General features: G+C 73.1%; 22 protein-coding genes. 15 read left to right on the forward strand and 7 right to left on the reverse strand.

Annotation, left to right across the window (positions count from 1 at the left end; genetic code table 11):
- The first annotated feature begins 27 nt into the window (after nucleotides 1-27).
- Nucleotides 28-1569: an ABC transporter permease gene (locus tag J4G33_RS00900; RefSeq protein ID WP_307793630.1), complete on the forward strand. Its 1542-nt coding sequence runs from the start codon at nucleotides 28-30 to the stop codon at nucleotides 1567-1569.
- Complete coding sequence (locus J4G33_RS00905; RefSeq protein ID WP_208054015.1) at nucleotides 1566-2645, forward strand: ABC transporter ATP-binding protein; 1080 nt, start codon at nucleotides 1566-1568, stop codon at nucleotides 2643-2645. Before J4G33_RS00900 ends, J4G33_RS00905 begins: the two co-directional genes overlap by 4 nt.
- A 28-nt stretch (nucleotides 2646-2673) precedes the next feature.
- Here J4G33_RS00905 and J4G33_RS00910 read toward each other — a convergent pair whose 3' ends face one another.
- Nucleotides 2674-3516, reverse strand: coding sequence for a MerR family transcriptional regulator (locus J4G33_RS00910; RefSeq protein ID WP_208054016.1), 843 nt, complete (start codon nucleotides 3514-3516; stop codon nucleotides 2674-2676).
- Nucleotides 3517-3594: 78 nt separating this feature from the next.
- On the opposite strand from J4G33_RS00910, the gene J4G33_RS00915 reads away from it, so the two are divergent.
- The 7 genes from J4G33_RS00915 to J4G33_RS00945 all read left to right on the forward strand — a co-directional run bounded on the left by J4G33_RS00915 (nucleotide 3595) and on the right by J4G33_RS00945 (nucleotide 9802).
- Entirely contained in the window at nucleotides 3595-3951 is a 357-nt protein-coding gene (locus tag J4G33_RS00915; protein WP_208054017.1) for a nuclear transport factor 2-like protein, read from the forward strand.
- 171 nt (nucleotides 3952-4122) lie between these two features.
- The gene (locus tag J4G33_RS17680; RefSeq protein WP_208054018.1) at nucleotides 4123-5391 is read left to right on the forward strand and encodes a PP2C family protein-serine/threonine phosphatase; all 1269 of its coding nucleotides are present in this window, start codon (nucleotides 4123-4125) and stop codon (nucleotides 5389-5391) included.
- Nucleotides 5392-5582: 191 nt separating this feature from the next.
- Complete coding sequence (locus J4G33_RS00925; protein ID WP_307793632.1) at nucleotides 5583-5750, forward strand: CBS domain-containing protein; 168 nt, start codon at nucleotides 5583-5585, stop codon at nucleotides 5748-5750.
- Between the two features lie 15 nt (nucleotides 5751-5765).
- Nucleotides 5766-6041: a hypothetical protein gene (locus J4G33_RS00930; protein ID WP_208054019.1), complete on the forward strand. Its 276-nt coding sequence runs from the start codon at nucleotides 5766-5768 to the stop codon at nucleotides 6039-6041.
- Nucleotides 6042-6089: 48 nt separating this feature from the next.
- The gene (locus J4G33_RS00935; protein ID WP_208054020.1) at nucleotides 6090-7478 is read left to right on the forward strand and encodes a UTP--glucose-1-phosphate uridylyltransferase; all 1389 of its coding nucleotides are present in this window, start codon (nucleotides 6090-6092) and stop codon (nucleotides 7476-7478) included.
- A gap of 68 nt (nucleotides 7479-7546) precedes the next feature.
- A complete protein-coding gene (fucP, locus tag J4G33_RS00940; RefSeq protein WP_208054021.1) occupies nucleotides 7547-8896 on the forward strand; it encodes an L-fucose:H+ symporter permease in 1350 nt (449 codons plus the stop codon).
- A gap of 54 nt (nucleotides 8897-8950) precedes the next feature.
- Complete coding sequence (locus J4G33_RS00945) at nucleotides 8951-9802, forward strand: hypothetical protein (RefSeq protein WP_208054022.1); 852 nt, start codon at nucleotides 8951-8953, stop codon at nucleotides 9800-9802.
- Nucleotides 9803-9816: 14 nt separating this feature from the next.
- Here the strand turns inward: J4G33_RS00945 and J4G33_RS00950 are convergent, their stop codons facing one another.
- Nucleotides 9817-11052 (reverse strand): APC family permease, encoded by a 1236-nt coding sequence (locus tag J4G33_RS00950; protein ID WP_256436030.1) that lies wholly within the window; start codon nucleotides 11050-11052, stop codon nucleotides 9817-9819.
- Nucleotides 11053-11137: 85 nt separating this feature from the next.
- Here J4G33_RS00950 and J4G33_RS00955 point away from each other — a divergent pair, with 85 nt between their 5' ends.
- From J4G33_RS00955 to J4G33_RS00970, 4 genes are all read left to right on the forward strand, one after another.
- On the forward strand, nucleotides 11138-11518 hold the full coding sequence (locus tag J4G33_RS00955; RefSeq protein ID WP_208054023.1) for a YchJ family protein: 381 nt from the start codon (nucleotides 11138-11140) through the stop codon (nucleotides 11516-11518).
- A gap of 83 nt (nucleotides 11519-11601) precedes the next feature.
- Nucleotides 11602-12120: a DUF421 domain-containing protein gene (locus J4G33_RS00960; RefSeq protein WP_208054024.1), complete on the forward strand. Its 519-nt coding sequence runs from the start codon at nucleotides 11602-11604 to the stop codon at nucleotides 12118-12120.
- Nucleotides 12121-12202: 82 nt separating this feature from the next.
- A complete protein-coding gene (locus J4G33_RS00965; RefSeq protein WP_208054025.1) occupies nucleotides 12203-13168 on the forward strand; it encodes an ATP-binding cassette domain-containing protein in 966 nt (321 codons plus the stop codon).
- Nucleotides 13165-13986: an ABC transporter permease gene (locus tag J4G33_RS00970; protein ID WP_208054026.1), complete on the forward strand. Its 822-nt coding sequence runs from the start codon at nucleotides 13165-13167 to the stop codon at nucleotides 13984-13986. Before J4G33_RS00965 ends, J4G33_RS00970 begins: the two co-directional genes overlap by 4 nt.
- Nucleotides 13987-13996: 10 nt before the next feature.
- Here J4G33_RS00970 and J4G33_RS00975 read toward each other — a convergent pair whose 3' ends face one another.
- Complete coding sequence (locus tag J4G33_RS00975) at nucleotides 13997-15499, reverse strand: helix-turn-helix transcriptional regulator (protein ID WP_256436014.1); 1503 nt, start codon at nucleotides 15497-15499, stop codon at nucleotides 13997-13999.
- 115 nt (nucleotides 15500-15614) lie between these two features.
- Here J4G33_RS00975 and J4G33_RS00980 point away from each other — a divergent pair, with 115 nt between their 5' ends.
- Complete coding sequence (locus tag J4G33_RS00980) at nucleotides 15615-17573, forward strand: phosphoenolpyruvate carboxykinase (GTP) (RefSeq protein WP_208054027.1); 1959 nt, start codon at nucleotides 15615-15617, stop codon at nucleotides 17571-17573.
- A gap of 25 nt (nucleotides 17574-17598) precedes the next feature.
- Here J4G33_RS00980 and J4G33_RS00985 read toward each other — a convergent pair whose 3' ends face one another.
- From J4G33_RS00985 to J4G33_RS00995, 3 genes are all read right to left on the reverse strand, one after another.
- A complete protein-coding gene (locus J4G33_RS00985; protein WP_208054028.1) occupies nucleotides 17599-18708 on the reverse strand; it encodes a carboxylate-amine ligase in 1110 nt (369 codons plus the stop codon).
- 310 nt (nucleotides 18709-19018) lie between these two features.
- Nucleotides 19019-19453 carry a DUF4395 domain-containing protein gene (locus tag J4G33_RS00990; RefSeq protein WP_256436015.1) on the reverse strand — a complete coding sequence of 145 codons (435 nt, stop codon included), beginning with the start codon at nucleotides 19451-19453 and terminating at the stop codon, nucleotides 19019-19021.
- Nucleotides 19446-19952: a thioredoxin family protein gene (locus J4G33_RS00995; RefSeq protein WP_208054029.1), complete on the reverse strand. Its 507-nt coding sequence runs from the start codon at nucleotides 19950-19952 to the stop codon at nucleotides 19446-19448. The genes J4G33_RS00990 and J4G33_RS00995 overlap by 8 nt, the downstream gene beginning before the upstream one ends.
- 89 nt (nucleotides 19953-20041) lie before the next feature.
- Between J4G33_RS00995 and J4G33_RS01000 the strand changes: the two genes are divergently transcribed.
- Nucleotides 20042-20740 (forward strand): LiaI-LiaF-like domain-containing protein, encoded by a 699-nt coding sequence (locus tag J4G33_RS01000; RefSeq protein ID WP_208054030.1) that lies wholly within the window; start codon nucleotides 20042-20044, stop codon nucleotides 20738-20740.
- 23 nt (nucleotides 20741-20763) lie between these two features.
- Here the strand turns inward: J4G33_RS01000 and J4G33_RS01005 are convergent, their stop codons facing one another.
- Nucleotides 20764-22374, reverse strand: a complete 1611-nt coding sequence (locus J4G33_RS01005) for a M15 family metallopeptidase (protein WP_208054031.1) — start codon at nucleotides 22372-22374, stop codon at nucleotides 20764-20766.
- Nucleotides 22375-22650 lie beyond the last annotated feature (276 nt).

The following is a 22650-nucleotide window of genomic DNA, read 5'->3' on the forward strand; positions in this document are numbered from 1 at the left end:
GCCGAGCGGCCGCCGGCCCTCCTCGTCGTGCCCGCGCTCCTGGCCGCCGCCGTCGCCGTGCTGCCCCTGGGGTACCTGGCGGTCCGTGCCGGGGAAGGGGGCCTGAGCACGGCGGTCGAGGTGCTCCTGCGTGAGCGGACTCTCTGGCTCGTCCTGCGCAGCCTCGGGCTGACGGCAGCCGTGACCTCGGCCTGCCTCGTGGTCGGCGTGGGGCTCGCGTGGCTCACCACCCGGACGGACCTGCCGGCGCGACGGACCTTCGGGGTCCTGGCGGCACTGCCGCTCGCCGTGCCGAGCTACGTGGCCGCGTACGCATGGATCTCGGCCTTCCCGGGGCTCGCCGGGTTCTGGGGCACGTTCCTCGTGCTGACCGCCTGCACCTACCCGTACGTGTACCTCCCGGTGGTCGCGGCGCTGCGACGCTCCGACCCGAGCCTCGAGGAGGTCTCGCGGTCGCTGGGCCGCTCGGCCCGGGCGACGTTCCTGGCGGTGACCGTCCCGCAGCTGCGCCCGGCCGCGGCGGCCGGGGCCCTCCTCGTGGCGCTGTACACGCTGTCTGACTTCGGGGCGCCGTCGTTGTTGCGCTACGACGTCTTCACCCGCGTCATCCACAGCTCGTACCGGGCGAGCTTCGACCGCACCCCCGCAGCGATCCTCGCGATCCTGCTGGTGGTGATCACGGTCGCCATCACCGTCGCCGAGTCCCGGTCCCGGAACCGCGGCGGCACGGCCCGGCTCGGGGGCGGTGTCGTGCGACCGGCGGTGACGGTCACGCTCGGTCGCCTCCGCGCGGTGGCCATGGGCCTCTGCCTCGCGGTGGCAGCGGTGGCCCTCGCGTTCCCTGCCGGGTCGCTCGGCTACTGGTTGGTCCGTGGCGCGTCCGCCTCCTTCGACGTCGACCGGCTGGTCAGTGCTGCCACGTCGACAGTCGGCGTCTCGTTCCTCGGCGCCGTGGTCACCACCGCCCTCGCCATCCCGGTGGGGGTCCTCGCCGCGCGGTACGGGACGCGGACGGTCCGGCTCGTCGAGCACGCCGCATACGCCGGCCACGCCCTGCCGGGCATCGTCGTGGCCCTGGCACTGGTGTTCTTCGGCATCCGCTTCGCCCGACCGGTCTACCAGGAGACGCCCCTGCTGGTCCTCGCCTACGCGGTGCTCTTCCTGCCGGTCGCGGTCGGGGCCGTGCGGGCCTCGGTGGCGCAGAGCCCTCGCCGGCTCGAGGAGGTCTCCCGCTCCCTGGGGACCGGGGTCTGGACCACCCTGCGGCGCGTGACGCTGCCGCTCGCCGGGCCGGGCGTCGCGGCGGGGGCAGCCCTCGTGCTGCTCACGTGCATGAAGGAGCTGCCGGCCACCCTCCTGCTGCGACCCACCGGCACGGACACCCTCGCGACCCGCCTGTGGACCGAGACCGGGTCCGGCGCCTACGCCGCCGCTGCGCCGTACGCTGCGATGCTGGTGCTGCTGGCTGCTGTCCCCACCTTTCTGCTGACCCACGCCCAGACCCACCGCGCAGCGCGATCCACCGACGGCGTCGACCCCCGCGACGTCATGGAAGGAGGTTCCCGATGAGCCTGCTCGAGGTCCGCGGAGTGACCAAGGCCTTCGACCGGACCCCCGTGCTCCAGGGCGTGGACCTGGACGTCCCCTCGGGGGCCCTCGCCGCGGTCCTCGGCCCGTCCGGCTGCGGCAAGACGACCCTGCTGCGCGTGATCGCGGGTTTCGAGCGTGCGTCGGGTGGGACGGTCACGGTGGGCGACCGGCTGCTGGCCGGACCGGGCCGGCACGTCGCCCCGGAGAGGCGCCGGGTCGCGGTGGTGCCGCAGGAGGGTGCGCTCTTCCCGCACCTGTCCGTCGCGGGCAACGTCGCCTACGGCCTGCCGCGCTCGGCCCCGCGGCGGGATCGTCGCGTCGCCGAGCTCCTCGAGCTCGTGGGCCTGCAGGGCTACGAGCAGCGCATGCCCGCTGAGCTCTCGGGCGGTCAGCAGCAGCGCGTCGCGCTCGCCCGAGCGCTCGCCCCCGACCCGGTCGTGATCCTGCTGGACGAGCCGTTCTCAGCCCTGGACGCCGGCCTGCGCGCGAGCGTTCGCGCCGACGTCCGCAGCGCCCTCCACGCCTCGGGCGCCACGGCGGTGCTCGTCACGCACGACCAGGAGGAGGCGCTGTCCACCGCCGACGTCGTGGCCGTGATGCGCGACGGACGGGTGGTCCAGGCCGGCACGCCGCAGGAGATCTACCGCACACCTCACGACATCGACGTCGCGCGCTTCGTCGGGGAGGCCGTCATCATCCCCGCGACGGTGCGCGACGGCGTGGTGTGGACCACGCTCGGAGCCCTGCCCCTGGCCGGCGCGGCGGCTGACGGGGTGGGGATGGCGGTGCTCCGGCCCGAGCAGGTGATCCTCGTCCCGGAGGCTGACGGCCTGCCCGCCCGCGTGCTCGACACGGTGTTCTACGGGCACGACGCCAACGTGATGCTCGAGGTCCGGTGCCCGGGCGACGTGCTCATGCCCGTGATGTGCCGTACGCAAGGGGATCTGCCGCGCAGCGAGTCGGTCGGCGTGAGGATCGTCGGACCTGTCACGTGGTTCCCCAAGCGCCCGTACGACGTGATGCCGGCGGGTGCGCAGGACGCGGCCTCGGCGTGAGGGCATGGCCTCTCTCCTCGACGTGACGCTAGCGCTGACCGCGCGTGGGCGCCCGGCTCGGGATCGCGGGCGAGGGGGACTGGGCCACCCGGAAGACGGGCCAGCCGATCTCGGTGCGCCAGGACGCCGGGTCGGGGGAGTCGCGGGGACCGACGAGGTAGGTCTCCCGCACCGGTCCTGCGACGGTCAGCATCGTGGCCACGACCCAGGCGCCCAGCTGCCCGTACGTGACGTCGATGTCGTGGTGCTCGCCGACGTGCGTCGTGACAGCCAGCTCGACGGCCGGGAGGGTCGCGGGGTGCACGCGGCCGGTGTGGGGCGGTCGGGCTGTCGGTCTGTACAGAAGGGCATGACCGCGACCATCCTCGAACAGGGCGTTGTCGAACAGCCCGCCGGGGACCCCGGTCGGCGTGTCGACCACCGCGTCCAGCTCAGCGATGGCGCCCGCGTACCAGGCCATCACGTCGTGGTGGGCCACGTCACCCTCGACCGCGGCCACCGTGGTCGCCGGGACAGCCCGGAGCTCGACATCCAGCGGTGCGGGCGCGGGCTGCAGCAACCGGCGCAACGAGCTGACCGCGGTGCGGGTCCGATCGAGCTCAGCCTCGAGCCGCTGCAGGTGCTCGGCGACCAGGCCGGCGCGGGTCGCGGGATCGGGGGACCGCAGGATCTGCTGCACGTCGGAGAGCGGGACGTCGAGCTCGCGCAGACGGTGGACGACCTGCGCGGTCGGGATCTGGTCGGGCCCGTAGTAGCGGTATCCGGTCACGTGGTCGACGGTCGCCGGTTCGAGCAGCCCGGCCTCGTGGTAGCGACGCAGCGTGCGCACGCTCAGGTGGGTCACCCGGGAGAACTCGCCGATGGTCAGCACGTCGCCATGATGCTCCCTCCCCCTGGGGGAGGGTCTAGTGCTTGACCCTCCCGCGCCGCGAGGGCGCACGCTCGACGCATGACGACGACGCCGAACGACTCCCGCACCAGTGAGCTCCCGCCGACGATCCGTGGCTACCTCGTCGCGCACGCCGCCCGGGACACCGACGCAGCGCTGCGCGCCTTCACCCCGACCGCCGTGGTGGTCGACGACGGCACGACCTACCAGGGGCAGCAGGAGATCCGACGTTTCCTCTCCCGGGCCGGCGCCGAGTTCAGCTACACGACTGAGCTCATCGCCGTCCAGCGGCTCGATGACGCGCACTGGGTCGCGACCCACCGCCTGGAGGGCGACTTCCCCGGCGGGGTCGTCCACCTCGACTACCGGTTCGCGATGGCCGGCGACCTCGTCACCGAGCTCGTGATCGGGACCTGACGCGGCCGGCAGCCGTCGCGCCCACGGCCGTCGTCCAGCAGCGCGTTCTCGCCGAGGTCCGCCGTCCAGCAGCCTCAGGCCCGCTCGGGCCTTGGTCTCCACGGGGTCCGCGTCCCACGTCGCTCACACTTTCCGACGTGTGGAGTCCGGGTGCCATGACATCCTCGGGACGTGACGACACCCGATGTGAACGTGGCCAAGCTGCTGGTCGCGGCCGAGGACGCATCCCCGGCCGCGGCGGTGCTCACCGCCACGCAGGAGCTCCGACGGGTGCTCGGCACGGGGGCCGTGTCGTTCCTCATCGCCGATGCAGGTGGCAACGCCCTGATCGACCATCTCGACAACGCCGCGCGGGAGGACCTCAACTCCACCATCCCCGGTAGGGCGTGGCGCACCCAACGGATCGAGACCGACGCGGAGCACCGGTGCGCCTATGTGCCGGTCACCGTCCGCGGCGACGCCCTGGGCGTCCTCGTCGTGGACCTGCCGGAGGACAGCAGCTGGGCGAGTGCCGCGGCGCCGTCCGAGGCTGCGGTCCTGGACGAGGAGGTCGCCGTCCAGCTGCGCGCGATGGCTCACGCCCTCGGGTACGTCGTGATCGCGAACCAGCGGCACACGGACGTCTACCAGACCGCCATGCGGTCGACCCCCTTCGCGCTGACGATGGAGATCCAGCGCCGTCTGCTGCCGGCGGCCTTCGTGTGCGAGGGCGGGGCGTTCACCCTGGCTGGCTGGCTCGAGCCCTCGGCGAGCGCCGGTGGGGACACCTTCGACTACGTCGCCTCGAGCGACCGGCTCACGGCGAGCCTGACCGACGCCGTCGGGCACGACGTCACCGCAGCACTCCTGGCCACCCTGACGGTCAACGCCCTGCGCAACGCCCGACGCAGCGGCGCGACGCTCGCGGAGCAGGCCCAGGCAGCTCACCAGGCCATGGTCGACCACGCCGAGGCCGGGCAGTTCGTCACGGGGATCCTGCTCGAGGTCGACCTGACCACGGTCCACGCGTCCCTCGACCACGCCGTGACGACGGAGGACCCCTCCGAGGAGGGCACCACCGTCCGGCTGATCAACGCCGGTCATCCCGGGGGGCTGCTGCTCCGCGGTGACGAGGTGACCAAGGTCGTACCAGCCCGCAGCCCGGCCCTCGGCATCGGCCCCGGCGCCTTCGAGCACCAGGACCTGCGCCTGCTGCCGGGGGACCGTCTCCTGCTGATGACCGACGGCATGTTCGAGCGCAGCGCCGCGGCCTTCGACCTTGCCGGCTTCTTGCGGGATTCCGCCGACAGGCATCCACGCAACGTCGCGCAGGACCTCTCCCGCGCCTTCCTCGAGGCGACCGGCGGGACCATCAAGGACGACGCAGCGCTCATGCTCCTCGAGTGGCACGGGGGCACCACGAGCCGGACGACGGTCAGCGGGGCCGACGCGACCCGGTAGGCGTCGTACGTCCCCTCGTCTCGTACCGGGCCGGACCGGGTCCGGGGCCCAGCGCCACGGATCCTCCCTCCACCGCCCACGTGAGGGACCTCGTCTACGATGGCGCAACCCGGACCCCGTCGTCCGTCGATGCGCCAGGAGAACCCGTTGCACGCACCACCTGACAGACCCGGGCTCGATGACAGACCCCCGTGGACGAGGCGCTCGCGCGGATGCGCGCGACCAACGCGCACCTCGCGGTGATCCGCGCCGACGGGGACGTCCTCGGCGTCGTGACGCTGGCCGATGTGCTCGCGCGCGTGCTGCCCACGGACGACGGCACCCTGCGACGGGGCACTTCCCGTCCGACCCTGCCCTGACCAGCGGCACCGTCGATGAGTCACAAGGACCAGCACGGAGCACCTCAGGGCAGGGCAGGGGAGTGGGCCCTCTCCTCGGGCATCGTGGGCCTCGTCGGGTCGGTGGTGCCCGTCGTCGGAGAGGTCGTCGCCGCGCCGGCGTCCTTGCTCGCCGTCGGCCTCGGTCTGCTCGGGCTGCGGCAGTACGAGACGCGACGGGCCGACCACGTGGTGCCAGCCGTGGTCGGCACGATCCTCGGCGGGCTCGGACTGGCGCTCACGATCATCGTCGTCGTCGCCATGCACGTGTAGCGGCTCCTGCCCTGGCGACATCCCATGACTCACCTTTACGCTCCAACCATGACTGCTGACGGACTGACCCAGGCCCGGACCAAGATGACCGAGGCGGGGGTCGCCCCGACGGCGATCGACGTCTTCTCCCGCTTCTACGGGCTCCTCGAGTCCGGGGAGACGGGCGTGGTCCCCGAGACCGACGTCGCCCCGCTGCGCGACGTCCCGCACCTGGCCGACCTCGAGGTGGACGAGCAGGCCGCGCGCGAGGCCCTCGCCGTCACCGCCGTCATCAAGCTCAACGGCGGCCTCGGCACCTCGATGGGCATGGACCGGGCGAAGTCGCTGCTGCGGGTGCGGGGGGACCAGACCTTCCTCGACGTCATCGCGCAGCAGGTGCTCGCCGCCCGTGCCGAGACCGGCGCGCGCCTGCCGCTCGTCCTCATGAACAGCTTCCGCACGCAGGAGGACACCCTCGAAGCGCTGTCCCGCTACCCGGACCTCGCGGTCGACGACCTGCCGCTGGACTTCCTGCAGAACCGCGAGCCCAAGCTCCGCACCGCAGACCTCACCCCTGTCGAGTGGCCCGCCGACCCGAGCCTCGAGTGGTGCCCGCCCGGCCACGGGGACCTGTACGCGGCCCTCTACGCCTCGGGCACCCTGGGCAGGCTGCTCGACGCGGGCTTCCGCTACGCCTCGGTCTCGAACTCGGACAACCTCGGTGCGGCTCCGGACGCCCGCATCGCCGGCTGGTTCGCCGCCTCGGGGGCGCCCTTCGCGTCGGAGGTCGCGCGCCGTACCCCCGCCGACCGCAAGGGCGGTCACCTGGTCGTCCGCCGCTCCGACGGGCGGATCATCCTGCGCGAGACGGCGCAGACCCTTCCCGAGGACGCCAGTGCGGCGGCAGACATCGAGACCCACCCGTACTTCAACACCAACAACCTGTGGCTCGACCTGCGTGCCCTGGCCGAGGAGCTCGAGCGCACCGGGGGGGTCCTCGACCTGCCGCTGATCCGCAACGACAAGACGGTCGACCCCACCGACCCTTCGTCGACCCCCGTGGTGCAGATCGAGTCCGCGATGGGAGCCGCGATCGAGGTCTTCGACGGCGCGGCGGTCCTCGAGGTCGACCGGTCCAGGTTCCTGCCGGTCAAGACGACCAACGACCTTCTCGTCCTGCGCTCGGACGTCTACCGCAGCACCGAGGAGCACCGCCTCGTCGCCACCGTGGACGCCCCCCTGGTCGACCTGGACCCGAAGCACTACAAGACGATCGCGGCCTTCGACGCTCGCCTGCCGAGCACCCCGTCCCTCGCCCGGGCCTCGGCGCTGACCGTGCGCGGGGACTGGACCTTCGGCCGGGACGTCGTCGTGGTCGGGCAGGCCGAACTCACCGACGCGGGATCGTCGGCCCAGGTGCCCGACGGTGCGACCGTCACGGCCGACGGCGTCGCCTGACGTGGCCGACGCGCGCCCCCGGGTGCCCTCTGGTTGACTGCTGAGGACATCGGGCGAGGGGGCCTGCGATGACGGGACACGGACCGGCGAGCACGTCGGAGGACGACGGGGGTACGACCGAGCCCGAGACCGGCGGGCGTCGGCCCTTCCTGCACCCCGGGATGCGGTTGCCGTTCATCTCGGTGGTGGCGTGCTTCGCCGCGTGGGGCACCGCCGCCAACATGACCGATCCGCTGGTCAGCGTGTTCCGCACCGTGTTCTCGATGGACACCCTGCAGTCGACCCTGGTCCAGTCGGCGTACTACGGCGCGTACTTCTTGCTCGCCATCCCGGCGGCCTTCATCAACCACCGCTTCACCTACAAGTTCGGGGTGCTGCTCGGTCTGGGGCTCGCCGCCGTGGGCGGGCTCCTGTTCATCCCGGCCGCGAACGTCATGGTCTACGGGGTCTTCCTCGCGGCCCTGTTCACGCTCGCCGCGGGGCTGTCCATCCTCGAGACCTCGGCCAACCCGTACGTGATGTCGATGGGCCCGGTCGAGAACGCGACGCGGCGCCTGAACTTCGCGCAGGCCTTCAACCCGGTCGGGACCAACCTCGGCGTCCTCCTCGCGGCGACGCTCATCCTTCCTCAGCTCAGCAGCGCAACTGCCGAGGAGCGGGCGGCGCTCTCCGCGGCAGAGCTGCGGGCGGTCCGCAGCGACGAGCTGACGGCCGTCATGACCCCCTACGTAGGCCTGGCCGTGGTGCTCGTCCTGATCTGGGTGGCCATCGCCGTCGTGAGGGTCCCGGACCAGCCCGTCGGTCAGACCTACGTGGTCGACCCGCGCGGCTCAGGCTCACGCATCTCGCGCTTGATCAAGAACAGGCACTACAGCTTCGGCGTCGTCGCCCAGTACTTCAACGTCGCCGCCCAGACGTGCATCTGGACCTTCACCCTGCCGTACGTCGCGCAGGCGGTGGACGCCACGCCGAGCGAGCAAGGAGCCTGGCTCCAGGCGAGCCTCCTCGTCTTCCTCGTCTTCCGCTTCGTGATGGTCGGGCTGATGGGTCGGATCGACAGTCGCGTGCTCATGCTGGTGATGTGCTGCCTCGGTGTCGTCCTGTGCCTGGTGGCCGTCACGGCGCCGACCCTGGTCGGCGCGGTCGCCGTCGTGTCGCTGTCCGCCTGCCTGTCGCTGCTCTTCCCGACCATCTACGGCATCGCCCTCCAGGGCCTGGGGGAGGACACCAAGTTCGGCGCCGCCGGTCTCGTGATGGCCATCGTCGGGGGAGCGACCGTACCTTTGCTCCAGGGGGCGTTGATCGACGCGACGAGCGCCGCGTTCTCCTACGTGGTGCCGGCCGTGTGCTTCGGCGTCGTCATCGGCTACGCCGTGTACGCGCTGCGCAGCTCGCGCGGTGCCGACCAGCCGGCCTGACGAGCACGGCCCGCAGGACGCCGGACGACGCCCATCGAGGAAGGAGCACGGCGCATGGTGTACACGCTCTCGAGCCCCACCGTCCTGGCGAGCGACGCCGCCTGCCAGCCGCGCGCGGTCGAGCTGCTCGACACCCTGAGCGGCGTCTTCCGCCTGACCGATCGCGGGGTCACCCACCTCGGTCTGCACGCTCTCGACCTCGACGCGCCGACTGTCGCCACCGCGTGGGAGAGCGTGGTGGCGGCCGACGCCGCTGGGCTTTCGACCGTCGACGAGCTGACCCGGGTCGCGAGCGACGGGCCCGAGCACGGCGTGACCCTGGCCCTGAGCCGGCTCGGCACCGTCGCGGACGTGGTGCGTCTCGTGGTGACCGAGGCGCACCCCTGGCCGGACCCGGCGACCGTCGACGTGCCGGGGTGCGGGAGATTGCCTGCCTCGGCTGCTGCGGCGGCCGGTGCGGTCGCGCAGGAGTGGGTCGGCCCTGCGGCGCCGGCACGGGCTGCTCAGACCCTGGCCGGACCGTGGCGGCACATGCACGGGCATGCGGGGGTGGTCGTGGAGACGACCGGGGCGCACGGACCGCGGGGGGCGGGCGTCCAGCAGCTCTGCGAGTCGATCCGGCGCCGAGCACTGACGCTCGACGACCTGGCATCCGTCGAGTGGGAGACCGGTGAGTGGTCGGGGGCCATGCACGTGGCCGCGTGGGCCGCGCACACCGCGGACCTGCTCCGGGAGCAGATGGTGGCGGTCCTCGACGTCACCGCCGAGGTGGTCCGGAGCGCCCCCGGTGCTGCGCCCCACCAGCTGCGCCACGGCCTCCTCGCGGCCCAGGCGCTCGCCGTCGCCGCCGTGGTCGACGACCTGGTCGACCCACTCGCCGCGGGGGTCCTGCGCCGCGCGGCCTGACCGCCGCACGGGTCTCAGGGGCGGGCTGCTCGTCGGCCGACGCCGCGCAGCAGCGCGCCGACGACCAGGACCACGGCTCCGGCCACGACCGAGCCCAGCGGGAGGGTCAGGGTGAGGGTCGCGCACCCCAGGGCCCCGACCACCTGCAGCACCCTGGGGGACCGGCGGAAGGAGGTGCCTTGGCGCGCGGCCGCGAGGTTGGCCACGAGGTAGTACACCAGCACCCCGAACGAGGAGAAGCCGATGGCGCCACGGAGGTCCACGGTGAGCACCAGGGCGCAGACGAGCCCGGCCAGGACCAGCTCGGCCCGGTGCGGTACGCGGTAGCGCGGGTGCACCGCGGCCAGCCATCGAGGCAGGTCCGCCTCGCGGGCCATCGCCAGGGTGGTGCGTCCGATGCCCGTCATGAGTGCGAGCAGAGCCCCCAGGGCAGCCGCCGCGCCTCCCACGCGCACCACGGGCGACGCCCAGGCGTAGGTGCCCTGCTCGACGGCGGCGGCCACCGGGTCGGCCTGCTGGGCGAGCCCGTCGCTGCCGAGGACGACCAGGAGGGTCACCGCGACCACGGCGTAGACCGCCACCGCGACACCTAGGGCCAGCCGGATGGCACGGGGGATGGTGCGGCCCGGGTCGCGGACCTCCTCGCCCAGCGTCGCGATGCGGGCGTACCCCGCGAAGGCGAAGAAGAGCAGCCCAGCCGCCTGGAGCACCCCGTACGTCCCCGGTGCCTCGTCGCCGAGTGCCAGGTTCGACCACGCGGGGGTGGTGCCGGCGAGGCTCGTGACCACGGCGACGGTGAGCGCCAGGAGCACGACGGCCACGATGATCCTGGTGAGTCGTGCGGTTCGGGTCACCCCTCGGTAGCTCGTCGCCGCGAGGACGAGCACCGCGAGGACGGCCACGGCTCGTTCCCAGCCGGGTGGCGCGACGTACGCGCCGAACGCGAGCGCCATCGCGGCGCAGCTCGCCGTCTTGCCGATCACGAAGCCCCAGCCGGCGACGAACCCCCACCACGGGCCCAGCTGCTCGCGCCCGTAGACGTACGTGCCTCCGGACGTGGGGTACTGGGCCGCGAGCTGCGCGGAGGCGGTCGCGTTGGCGTAGGCGACCAGTGCGGCGACGGCGAGCCCGAGGAGCAGCCAGGAGCCAGCAGCCTGCGCCGCCGGGGCGAAGGCCACGAAGACCCCTGCGCCGATCATCGAGCCCAGCCCGATCACGACGGCGTCGAGGGTGCCGAGCCTGCGCACCAGTCCGGGCCCGTCGTCCTGCGGGACAGGTGGCGGTCCGGTCGGGGATCCGGTGGACGATGACGTCACGGCGTCGATACTGGTGGATGTGGAGACCGCGCGCTGCCCCTGCCTGAGTGGTGAGACCTACGGGGAGTGCTGCGGTCCGCTGCACCGTCAGGCCGTGACGGCGCCGACCGCGGTGCAGCTCATGCGGTCCCGCTACTCCGCCTTCGCCCTCGGCGACGCCGAGCACCTGGCACGCACGTGGCACTCCTCGACACGACCGCCCGTGGTCGATGTCGACCCCGAGGTGCGGTGGACGAGGCTCGACGTGCTGCACACCGAGGGGGGTGGTCCCTTCGACCAGACCGGCACGGTCGAGTTCCGCGCCCACCACCGCGGTGCTGCGGGGGCCGGCAGCCAGCACGAGGTGAGTCGGTTCGTCCGTGAGGACGGGTGCTGGGTCTACCTCGACGCGGACGGCTGACGCCGCGCGGGCGTCGACCGGGCCTGACATGCTCCGAGGACGGGCGCGCCGACGACGCGCCGCTCAGGAGAGGTGGGACGTCGATGTGGTGGGACTCGTGGTCGGACCTCGCGCGGGTGGTCCTCGTGGGGACCTCGGCCTACGCGGCGCTCGTGCTGCTCCTGCGGGTCTCGGGCAAACGCACCCTTGCCAAGCTCAGCGCCTTCGACCTGGTCGTGACCGTGGCCCTCGGCTCGACCCTCGCGACGATCCTGCTCAGCGCGGACGTCTCCTGGGCCGAGGGCGTGGTGGCTCTCGCGCTGCTCGCAGGGCTCCAGCTCGCGGTCTCGTGGGCCACGACGTGGCTGCCCGGAGGTCGGTCGGTGGTGACGGCCCGACCGAGTCTCGTGCTGCGCGACGGCGTCCCCGACACGACCGCGATGAGACGCCAGCGCCTGACCCTCGACGAGGTGCGCCAGGCGGTGCGCGCCACCGGGGCGGGTGGGTTCGACCAGGTCGCGGCTGTGGTGCTCGAGAGCGACGGGACGTTGAGCGTGGTCACCCGTGACCAGGTCGGCGACGGCTACGCCCTGAGCGGGGTGCCCGGCTGGGACGCTCGCTGACGGACCGGTGGCACCGGGGCGTGGAGCTGTCCTGCCCGTCGATCCGCGCCGCGTGTCGGTGCTCGGGTGCAGACTGCTCTGCATGGCGACGATCGCGGCCCACGGGCTCGTCAAGAAGTACGGAGAGCTGCACGCCCTGGACGGTCTCGACCTCGAGGTCGAGGCGGGCACCGTGCTCGGGCTGCTCGGCCCGAACGGTGCAGGCAAGACGACGGCCGTCCGTGTGCTGACGACCCTCCTGGTGCCTGATGAGGGCGAGGCGACGGTGCTGGGCCTCGACGTGGTGCGGGAGGCCAAGCAGCTGCGCCGCCGGATCGGTGTCTCGGGCCAGTACGCCGCGGTGGACGAGAACCTGACGGGCCTGGAGAACCTCGACATGGTCGGTCGGCTCTACCACCTCGGGGCGAGGCGGGCCAAGGAACGTGCCTGGGAGCTGCTCGAGCGCTTCGACCTGACCGAGGCGGCTCGGCGCCCCGTGAGCGGATACTCGGGCGGCATGCGTCGGCGGCTCGACCTCGCCGGCGCCCTGGTCGCCGAGCCGGAGGTGCTCTTCCTCGACGAGCCGACGACGGGTCTGGACCCGCGCAGCCGGCTCGGCATGTGGGACGTGATCGGCGAGCTCGTCGCCTCGGGGACGACCCTGCTGCTCACCACCCAGTACCTCGAGGAGGCCGACCGTCTCGCGGACCGGATCGCGGTCATCGACCGTGGCCGGGTGATCGCTGAGGGGACCTCCGACCAGCTGAAGGCCCAGGTCGGTGGCGAGCGCCTCGAGGTGACGGTCGGCACCTCGTCGGAGATCGGCGCGGCCCGGGAGGCTCTCAGACCGCTCTGCGAGGGGGAGGTCGCCGTGGACGAGCACACCCGGACACTGACCGGGCCGGTGCGTGGGGGCACAGGTGCCCTGGTCGAGGCGCTCCGGGTCCTCGGAGCCGCACAGGTCGAGGTGCTGGACGTCGGCCTGCGCCGTCCGACCCTCGACGACGTGTTCCTGCGCCTGACCGGGCACGAGGCGGAGGCGTCGACGACCGCTGAGGAGCAGTCATGACCGGGCCAGGGCAGGCGTTGGTGGACGGCTGGACCGTCACACGGCGGAACCTCATCAAGATCAAGCGTGTCCCTGATCTCCTCGTCGGCTCGATCGTCTCGCCGATCATGTTCGTCCTGCTCTTCGCCTTCGTCTTCGGCGGCTCGATCTCGTTGCCGGGGGCTGCCGAGGTCGACCCGGCGCTCTACCGCCAGTTCCTCATCGCGGGGATCTTCGCGCAGACCATGATCTTCGGGGCGACGATCACCGGGTCCGGTATGGCCCAGGACCTCAAGACGGGCATCATCGACCGCTTCCGCTCGTTGCCGATGGCGCCCTCGGCGGTCCTCGTGGGTCGCACGACGGCCGACGTCGTCAACAACGTCCTGACCATCCTGATCATGACCTTGACCGGTCTGGCCGTGGGCTGGCGCATCACCAGCTCGGTGGGAGAGGCCCTGCTGGGTTACGCGCTGCTGCTGTTCTTCGCCTACTGCGTCAGCTGGATCATGGCCTACGTCGGTCTCCTGGTCCGGACCCCCGAGGTCTTCAACAACGCGTCCTTCGTGGTGATCTTCCCGTTGACCTTCATCGCGAACACCTTCGTCCCCTCCGAGAACCTGCCCGGACCGCTGCGGACCTTCGCCGAGTGGAACCCCGTCTCGAGCGTCACCCAGGCCGCGCGCGAGCTCTTCGGCAACGTCATCCCGGGCACACCCCCACCGACGGCCTGGCCGCTGCAGAACCCGGTGCTGTACACCGTGCTCTGGGGAGTCCTGCTGCTGCTCGTCTTCGTCCCGCTCACCGTGCGCCAGTACCAGCGCGCTGCGGCTCGGTGACCCCGTCCGGTCAGCGGTGGGCGTGCCGGTCGAGGAAGGCGTAGACCTCCGTCTCGTCCACCCCGGGAAACGTCCCGCTCGGCAGCGGCGCGAGGATCTGGGCGTGGACCGCCGCGCTCGGCCAGGCGTGAGGTGACCAGCGATCGGCGAGCTCGGGGGCAGGGGTCCGGCAGCACGTCGGGTCCGGGCAGCGTGACGTCGTCCGCGTGGTCGTCTCCCGACCACGGAACCACTTGGCCGACCCGAAAGGCACGCCCACGCTGATCGCGAAGCCCCCGGCCGCGGCGACCCCCGTCTGGGTCGAGGACCAGTAGGTCCCTGCCGGGGTGTCGGTGTACTGGTGGTGCTCGGTGGTGCGGTCCCCGCGGGTGAAGGCCATCCTGGCGGGCCACGCCCGGCACACGAGCTGGCCCTCGATCGCCCCCGTGCCGTCCGTGGGAAGGGGCAGTCCGTCGTTCTCGTACCCCTTGTAGATCGCACCGTCGTCCCCGACCCGCAGGAAGTGCAGGCGCAGGTCGAGATGCGTGGTGAGCAGGTTCGTCATCCGCTGTGCCGCCGTCTCGTGGGTCACGCCGAAGGCGTCGCGGAAGTCCTCCACGGCCAGGTCCTTGGCCCGCTTGGCGTCCGTCAAGAAGGCGACCGCTGCCGCGCGCGGCAGCAGGCAGGCCGCCGCGAAGTAGTTGATCTCGACGCGCTGCCGCAGGAAGTCGGCATAGCCCTGGGGGGTCGAGTGCGCGAGGACCCGGTGCGCGATGGCCTGCAGGGCCAGGGAACGCAGGCCGTGCCCGCCGGGGATCGACGCGGGAGGCAGGTAGATCCGTCCGTTCGCCAGGTCGGTCACGGTCCGCGTCGAGTGCGGGAGGTCATCGACATGGATGAGGGTGAAGCCCAGGTGCTCAGCCATGCGTGCGACGGCACGGTGGGTCAGGGCCCCGGACACGTAGCCGGCGTGACCCAGGGCTTCCTCGGCGAGGTCCTCGATCTCGGGCAGCTCGTTGTTCCGCTCACGCATCCACCGCCGGAGCGCGGTGTTGGCCCGGCGCGCCTCCTCAGGGGTGGCGATCGCTGCGTTCGCCCGCCGGTCGAGCTCGGCGTGCAGACCCACGATCGCCTCCAGGGCCTCGGTGGGCGTGCCCTTCGTGGGACGGACCTGCGGCAGTCCCAGCCCCGCGTAGAGGGTGCTGCGCTGGGCACGCTCGAGAGCCACCTCGAGGGCTGCTCGTCGCGTCGGGGGCTCCGGGGCCAGCAGCTCCGCCACGGGGACCTCGAGGGCAGCGGCGATCGCCTGGAGCAACGAGACCCGAGGCTCACGGTGTCCGTTCTCGACCAAGGAGAGCTGGCTGGCGCCGCTCCCGACCGCAGCCCCGAGCTGGTCCAGGGTCATGCCCCGCAGCGTGCGGACGTGCCGGATGCGCCGCCCCAGGGTCAGCCCTGCCGCCTCGGGCGGTGCGGCATCGCCGACGGCGGGTAGCGCGATGACGGGCCTCGACGGTGACGAATCGACCATCTTCATGACGATAGCGAAAGAACGACGACTCTTGTCGTACGGGACCCGTTGAAGGAGGCGCACACTCCGAGGATCGTCGAGCACACGGCCCGTCCCGGGCGCCGCCGACGAGAGGGACACGATGACCACGCTCGACCGCCCACGGTTCACGACCGGCTCGGCCGACCCCGCGACGACGGGCCTCGACCGGTCCCTGCGTGCTGGCCAGGAGGTGAGCACGACCGCCACGGCCGGCGGGCTCGGCGGCACAGCACGACATGCGGCTCTCCACGCGTGGGTCGCCTCCATGGCTGAGCTCACCCGGCCCGACACCGTCGTCTGGGCCGACGGCTCGCACGAGGAGTACTCCCGGCTGTGCGAGCTGCTCGTCCGTGACGGCACGTTCCTGCGGCTGGATCCCGTCAAGCGCCCCCGCAGCTTCCTCGCACGATCCGCACCGGACGACGTCGCCCGCGTCGAGAGTCGGACCTTCATCTGCTCCGAGCGGCAGGAGGACGCCGGACCGAGCAACAACTGGCGTGCGCCGGGAGCGATGCGCGCCGAGCTCGAGCAGGTGTTCTCGGGCTCGATGCGCGGGCGGACCATGTACGTGGTCCCGTTCGCCATGGGGCCCGTCGGCTCGCCCCTGGCACGCTACGGGGTCGAGCTGACCGACTCGCCCTACGTGGTGGTGAGCATGCACGTCATGACCCGCGTGGGGGAGGCGGTGCTCACCGAGCTCGGGACCGACGGTGCGTTCGTCCCGGCCGTGCACAGCGTCGGTCTCCCCCTGCTCGACGGGCACGGGACGCGGCGGCCCGACGTGCCCTGGCCCTGCAACGCGACCAAGTACATCGCGCACTTCCCCGAGACCCGCGAGATCTGGTCCTACGGCTCGGGCTACGGGGGCAACGCCCTGCTGGGGAAGAAGTGCTTCGCGCTGCGGATCGCCTCGGCCATCGGGCGGGACGAGGGCTGGCTCGCCGAGCACATGCTGCTGCTGCGGCTGACCTCCCCCGAGGGCAGGGCGGTGCACCTGGCGGCAGCCTTCCCCTCGGCCTGCGGCAAGACGAACCTCGCGATGCTGACCCCGAGCCTCCCCGGCTGGCGCGCCGAGACGCTGGGCGACGACATCGCCTGGATGTTCCCGCCGGGCGCCGGGGACGCCGGGGATGCTGACAGGGACGGACAGGACGGGAGGCTGCGCGCGATCAACCCCGAGGCGGGCTTCTTCGGCGTCGCGCCCGGCACCGGGGAGAGCACCAACCCGACCGCGATGCGCATGGTCGCGAGCGACACGATCTTCACCAACGTCGCCCTGACCGACGACGGCGACGTGTGGTGGGAGGGCATGACCCCCGACCCCCCTGCTCACCTCGTCGACTGGCAGGGCCAGGACTGGACCCCCGGGTGCGGGCGGCCCGCGGCACACCCCAACTCCCGGTTCACCGTGGCGGCCGAGAGGTGCCCGACGCTCGCCCCGGACTGGGACGACCCCGCTGGGGTGCCGGTCGACGCGATCCTCTTCGGCGGGCGCCGGGCGAGCACGATTCCCCTCGTGACCGAGGCCACCGACTGGGCGCACGGCGTGCTGCTCGGCGCGACAGTCTCCTCCGAGCAGACCGCTGCCGCGGAGGGCACCGTCGGGGCCCTGCGGCGCGACCCCTTCGCGATGCTGCCCTTCTCGGGCTACGCGATGACGGACCACTGGGCGCACTGGCTCGAGGTCGGGGCACGGCTCGGGAGCGCGGCTCCGCGCGTCTTCAGCGTCAACTGGTTCCGCAAGGATCAGGACGGCAGCTACCTGTGGCCCGGGTTCGGCGAGAACGCGCGCGTCCTGGCCTGGGTGCACGGTCGGGTCCTGGGGGAGGCCGAGGCCGTGCCGAGCCCCGTCGGGCTGCTGCCGGCCCCGGGGTCGCTCGACCTCTCGGGCCTCGACCTGCCCGAGGCCGACCTCAGGGCGGTGCTCGCGGTGGACCCCGTGGAGTGGTCCACGGAGGTCGAGCTGACCAGCCGGTGGTTCGCAGAGCTCGGTGACGGGGTACCCGGCGAGATGCTCGAGCGGCTGGACCGCGTGCGGCGGCTCCTGCCCCCGCGCTGAGGTGCGTGGAGCGGCCTGCAGACCGTCAGCCGACGGTGCGCCGTGCAGCGAGGTCCGCGACCCCGGAGAGGTCGGTCTCGGTGAGCCAGCGCAGCTGCTGCTCGGCTCCGGTGCCGCCCGCGAGAAGGTGGGCGACCCGCTCGCGGACCCGACCGAGGTCGCCGCTGGCATCCAGGGCGTCGGCGACATGGTCCACGAGCTCCGCGACCGCCTGGTGGGCTGTGACGGGGCGCAGGCTCGACGGGCTGACCAGCTCCCCGCCGAGGCCGGACCGCGCGGCGCGCCAGGTCGCCGCGCGGAGCTGCTCCACCCGCACCGCGGGAGCCGGCCGCCCGCGAGCAGCGTCCGCGGCCGCGGTGTCGACCAAGCCCCGGGCGAGCGCCGCGACGAGGACCGCATCCTCGGCGTCGAGGCACACGTCGGCCACCCGGATCTCGACGGTGGGGTAGTGGTCCGAGAGTCGTGCGTCGAAGTAGACCATCCCCGTGTCGAGGATCGTGCCCGTCGCGACCAGGTCCTCGACCGCCGCGTGGTAGGCCGCTGCCGAACCGAACTGCGCCGTCGGGCCCGCGCTCGGCCACCGGTTCCACACCTGCGAGCGGTAGCTGGCGTAGCCGCTGTCGGCGCCGTGCCAGAACGGCGAGTTGGAGCTCAGGGCCAGGAGGACCGGGAGCCAGGGGCCGATCCGGTCGAGGACCTGGACCCCCTCCTCGTCGGAGTCGATCCCGACGTGGATGTGGCACCCGCAGGTCAGCTGCTCCCGGGCGGTCAGCGCGAACCGGCGGATGAGCTCCTCGTACCGAGGGTCGGGCGAGGTGGTGGGCTCGACCGCCACGGGCGACGTGCCCAGGGCCGCGATGCGGGCCCCGCCTCCCCGCGCCGCGCGCTCGGCCCGCGACCGGGCGTGCCGCACCTCGTCCAGCACATCGTCGAGCTCGGTGCGGGGCCGGGTCCCTGACTCGAGCTGCTCCTGGGTGAGCTCGACCTCGACACCGGGGCCGTCGGTCGAGGGTGCGGGGGTGCCCGGCGGGCGGGGGCTGGGGGTGATGGCCTTGATCGCAGCCCCGCTCGACGCGACGGGGGTTCCCTCGGCATTCAGCAGGAGGTACTCCTCCTCGATTCCTACGGTGCGCATGCCCAGCAGTGTGGGGGCTGGTGCGCGCGCTGTCCTCTCGGGCCGACCGGTGCACCGGCTCACCCAGGTCCCACGTCGTGCCGCCCTGCTCAGCCCACGCTCGTCGTGCCGGCACGAGTGAGGAAGGTCTCATGCGCGGAGCGCGCCTGGACGGGGTCGGCGACCTCCGCGTGACCGAGGAACCACCCCCGCTCCCAGGCCTGGGGAGAGCCCGGTCGAGCTGGTCCTCGACGACGTGTCCCAGGCTCTCGAGACGCGCGGCTGCGCTCGGGGATCGAGGTCGTCGTGGACCCCGCTCGGTAGCCCTCGCTCAGGCCCGGTGCAGCACCCGCCTGCCGAGCACGTACATCTCACAGCCGAGGCAGAACCCGAAGGCCGCGTTGAGGAACGCGGCGACGAGGGCGACGCCGGCCGCGACGGGGACCGCTGCGTCGAGCCCGAGGACCGCGAGCACCACGCCGCTCCCGGTGATCACGAGCCCGACCACCTGGGCGAAGCGCGGCGGACGCGGGTCCTCGCGCTCGGCGGTCGGACGGAGCCGGGGGCGGATCCAGCGGGAGAAGACGACGCCCTGCACGGTGCCCTGGGCTCCGCGGACGGCACCGACGGCGAAGAGCAGTGCGGCGACCGCGAGGGCAGCGGTCGCCGCTGGTCCCGCACCGAGCAGCAGGGTGACGACCAGGAGGCCCGCCATGACGCCGGCGCCGAAGCGTGGTCCCCGAGGGTCGATCCCGGTCTCAGTCAAGGCGCTCTCCTGCGGTCGGTGCGGTGCTGTCGGTCGGGGCCGCGCCCGTCACGGCGTGGATCGCGGCGCGGGCCGTCTCCCGGTCCAACGGGCCCGACATCCGCGAGGCCAGGCCGCCGTCCGCATCGAGCAGCAGGACGGTGGGGGTCCGCAGCACACCGTAGCGCTCGACCAGGTCCATGCGGTCCTCGACCCGAAGCTCGACGTGCGCGACCCCCGGCAGACCAGCGGCGGTCGAGCGCAGGACTGCGGCCACCCGTGGGCAGATGCTGCAGGTGGCTGCCGAGAGCTGGACGAGGGTCGCCCGCGCACCGAGGGGACTCCCGAGCTGCTGCGCCGTCAGGAGATCGCCCCCGTCGTGGCGAGCCGGACGGAAGCGGGAGGTGCGCGTCGTCAGCGCCCACCACGCCAGGGCGCTGACCGCGAGGAGGGCGGCGACGAGGGCCGCGCGGGTCATGAGGTCCACGGTGGAGGAGAACGGCGTGCGCAGCGTCGCCATTCCCTCCGCCCGTCCGCGCCGCGTGGAGAGGGTCGAGGAGCCCGGGCAGACCGCCCCCGGGCGGCACCCGGCGGCGCTAGCGTGAGCCCATGTCCCAGCCCTCTCCTCAGTCCGCCCGATCGCAGGCGGGGCGTCCGCTGCCGCAGGTCTTCCTCGGCGCGCTCCTGGTCGCGGCGGGGGTCCTGGCACTCCTCGGGCAGGCCGGCGTCGTCGACGTCAGCCTCGGCCAGCTGGTCCGGACCTGGTGGCCCCTGGCTGTGATCGCGGTCGGGCTCGCTGCGCTGCTGACCGTTCCCCGGGCCTGGGCGGGGCCGAGCGTCGTCGTGGGTCTCGGAGTCCTGCTCCAGCTGATCACCCTCGACCTCCTCGACCTCGATCTCTGGGAGGTGCTGTGGCCGGTGGTCATCATCCTCGTGGGTCTGTCGCTCCTGACCCGGGTCGGTTCGCGCGGCGCGGACGACCAGACGGTCAACGCCGCGGTCATGTGGTGGGGGACCCAGCGACGGAGCACCTCGCAGGACTTCCGGGGCGGCAGCCTGAGCGCAGTGATGGGAGGGGTCGACCTCGACCTGAGGCACGCAGGGATCGTCGAGACGGCTGAGCTGTCGATCTTCACGCTCTGGGGCGGCGTCGAGGTCAAGGTCCCGCCGACCTGGCGGGTCGTCATCGGCGGCCTGCCCGTGCTGGCCGGGTGGGAGGACAAGACCGCGCCCCCGGCAGACCCCGACGCCCCCGTCCTGACGATCCACGTCACGGCGATCATGGGCGGGCTCGAGGTCAGGAACTGAGGCTGGGGCAGGCGTGACCGCGGTCAGTAGCCGTCGGTGCCGTACTCCCAGTGCCACGGCTCGAGCGGGCCGCTGCCACCGGGCTGCATGACTCGCGGGTGGTACCAGCCGTACTCGGCGCCGTTCTCGACCATCCAGCGGTAGTTGCGCGAGCTGAAGTCCCCGAGCCCTCCGAAGCCACCGAAGTCGACGGCGATGCCGGCGCCGTGGTTCGAGCTGCCCGCCGGTGCGGCCAGCGACGGGCGGGACTCCCGCAGAGCGGCCTGCTCGGCGAAGGTGCGGTACGTGCTCACCACGTCAAGATCGCGCCCGACGTCGGCACGGTAGGCCTCGTTGAGCCGGTCGAGGGCCTCGGCGGCGTCGCACCGCAGGAGCTCCCCGGGCGCGGACTCCGGCTCGCAGAGGAGGGAGGTCGGGATCGCCCCGTTGGGTGCTGCCTCGACGGCAGCCACCTTCCGGGCGAGCTCGGCCGCCGCAGCTGCCTCGGCGGCCTCGCGGGCCTGCGCCTCGGTGATGGCCGCGTCGGCGCTCGCCCGGACATCGGCCGACAGGGACGAGACGAGCTCGGCCGCAGCCTCCATCCGCTCGCTCACCTCGAGATCCAGCAGCTCGACCGCGGTCTCTGCATCGACGGGCTGCTCGTCCGGGGTCGGGCCCTGCGCCGTGGTGGTCTCCGGGGTCGGCGTGCGCGTGGCCGAGGACCGGGAGGTCGCGGGGGCCCGCCGGGCTGCCTCGAGGGCCTCCGCCGCGGCCGTCTCCGGGGCGGGCTCGGCGCCGGCAGCCTCGGCGACCGAGGTGGTGCCTGCGCCGGTGGAGGCACCGGAGGCCGTCCCCGGCGTGGGGAGGGTCGAGGAGGCCGTGGCCGAGAGTCCGGCCGGGTCGGGGCTCTGGTCGATCAGCTCGGTGAGGTCCGCCACGGCCTGGTCGAGGGTCGCGAGGGCTTCGTCGCTCAGGACGGGGGTCGCGGTCGCGACGACCGAGTCGGCGTCCTGGACCGCTGCCAGAGCGGCGTCGAGGGCCTCGGTCCGTCGGTCGGCGGCGTGGGCGGCCGCCTGGCCGGTCAGCCGGGAGGCCGCCGTGAGGTCGACCCGGGCCCGACGTTCGCCCTCCTCGATCCGCATCGCCTCGGCGGACTCCACGGCCTCGGCCTGGGCCCGCGCGGTGTGGTCGGCGCTCGCCTGGACGAGGCCGGAGGTCAGCAGGGCACCAGCGGCGACCGCCGCGGCGACGGGGGAGAGCATCGCTGCGCGGGACCGCGGCGGACGGGCGGCGCGACGACGGCCGTCGCCCCGGGGACGCCCGACCGACGGCCGGGTCGGGGTCGGATGCGCCGCACCCGCGACAGGCCCGGGCAGGGGAAGGGCGGGCAGGACGGCGAAGGGCGCACGGCAGGCGGCGCGCTCGGCCTCCCTCAGGGCCCGGCGGGTGAGCGGGGGCGTCGGCGCGACCGGGGGAGCAGCCCGCACCACGGCCGGCTCGGCAGGCGTGGTGGGCGCGGGAGGCGCGGCGGGGGCCGAGGCAGGCGTCGCAGCCGCGCTGGGGCGCGCGGTGCGGTCGGTCGCCGCTGCCGAGGCGGCCTCGCGGGCCAGGCGAAGCTCGCGCCGGGTCATCGGCGCGGGGGCCTGCTCCGTCATGCGGGGGTTCCTTGCTGTCGTCGAGTCACGGTCGAGTCGGGTGGGGGGATCCACTGCGAGCCGTAACGAGGAGGTCGGCGCGTCTGATCCCGAACTCAAGGGTCTGTACGGGTGAATCACAGGACCTCCACATCGATCCGGTCAGCTGCCGGTCAGGACCGGGGCGCGATGCCCCTCGACCGCGTCAGCCCGCCGCACCACCGCAGGACGTCGGTCCAGCCGACCGGTCGGCATCCCCGGCGGGCCACGCCGACCGCCTCGGGCCCGAGCGCCGGA

The sequence above is a fragment of the Actinotalea soli genome (assembly GCF_017565425.1).
Classification (GTDB): domain Bacteria; phylum Actinomycetota; class Actinomycetes; order Actinomycetales; family Cellulomonadaceae; genus Actinotalea; species Actinotalea soli.

Coding starts and splice junctions, on each gene's coding strand:
- J4G33_RS01000 (WP_208054030.1), top strand. CDS start 20,042: ATGTCCCAGCCCTCTCCTCAGTCCGCCCGATCGCAGGCGGGGCGTCCG.
- fucP (WP_208054021.1), top strand. CDS start 7,547: ATGACGGGACACGGACCGGCGAGCACGTCGGAGGACGACGGGGGTACG.
- J4G33_RS00995 (WP_208054029.1), bottom strand. CDS start 19,952: ATGGCGACGCTGCGCACGCCGTTCTCCTCCACCGTGGACCTCATGACC.
- J4G33_RS00905 (WP_208054015.1), top strand. CDS start 1,566: ATGAGCCTGCTCGAGGTCCGCGGAGTGACCAAGGCCTTCGACCGGACC.
- J4G33_RS00915 (WP_208054017.1), top strand. CDS start 3,595: ATGACGACGACGCCGAACGACTCCCGCACCAGTGAGCTCCCGCCGACG.
- J4G33_RS00970 (WP_208054026.1), top strand. CDS start 13,165: ATGACCGGGCCAGGGCAGGCGTTGGTGGACGGCTGGACCGTCACACGG.
- J4G33_RS01005 (WP_208054031.1), bottom strand. CDS start 22,374: ATGACGGAGCAGGCCCCCGCGCCGATGACCCGGCGCGAGCTTCGCCTG.
- J4G33_RS00945 (WP_208054022.1), top strand. CDS start 8,951: ATGGTGTACACGCTCTCGAGCCCCACCGTCCTGGCGAGCGACGCCGCC.
- J4G33_RS00930 (WP_208054019.1), top strand. CDS start 5,766: ATGAGTCACAAGGACCAGCACGGAGCACCTCAGGGCAGGGCAGGGGAG.
- J4G33_RS00935 (WP_208054020.1), top strand. CDS start 6,090: ATGACTGCTGACGGACTGACCCAGGCCCGGACCAAGATGACCGAGGCG.
- J4G33_RS00980 (WP_208054027.1), top strand. CDS start 15,615: ATGACCACGCTCGACCGCCCACGGTTCACGACCGGCTCGGCCGACCCC.
- J4G33_RS00975 (WP_256436014.1), bottom strand. CDS start 15,499: ATGAAGATGGTCGATTCGTCACCGTCGAGGCCCGTCATCGCGCTACCC.
- J4G33_RS00985 (WP_208054028.1), bottom strand. CDS start 18,708: ATGCGCACCGTAGGAATCGAGGAGGAGTACCTCCTGCTGAATGCCGAG.
- J4G33_RS00960 (WP_208054024.1), top strand. CDS start 11,602: ATGTGGTGGGACTCGTGGTCGGACCTCGCGCGGGTGGTCCTCGTGGGG.
- J4G33_RS00965 (WP_208054025.1), top strand. CDS start 12,203: ATGGCGACGATCGCGGCCCACGGGCTCGTCAAGAAGTACGGAGAGCTG.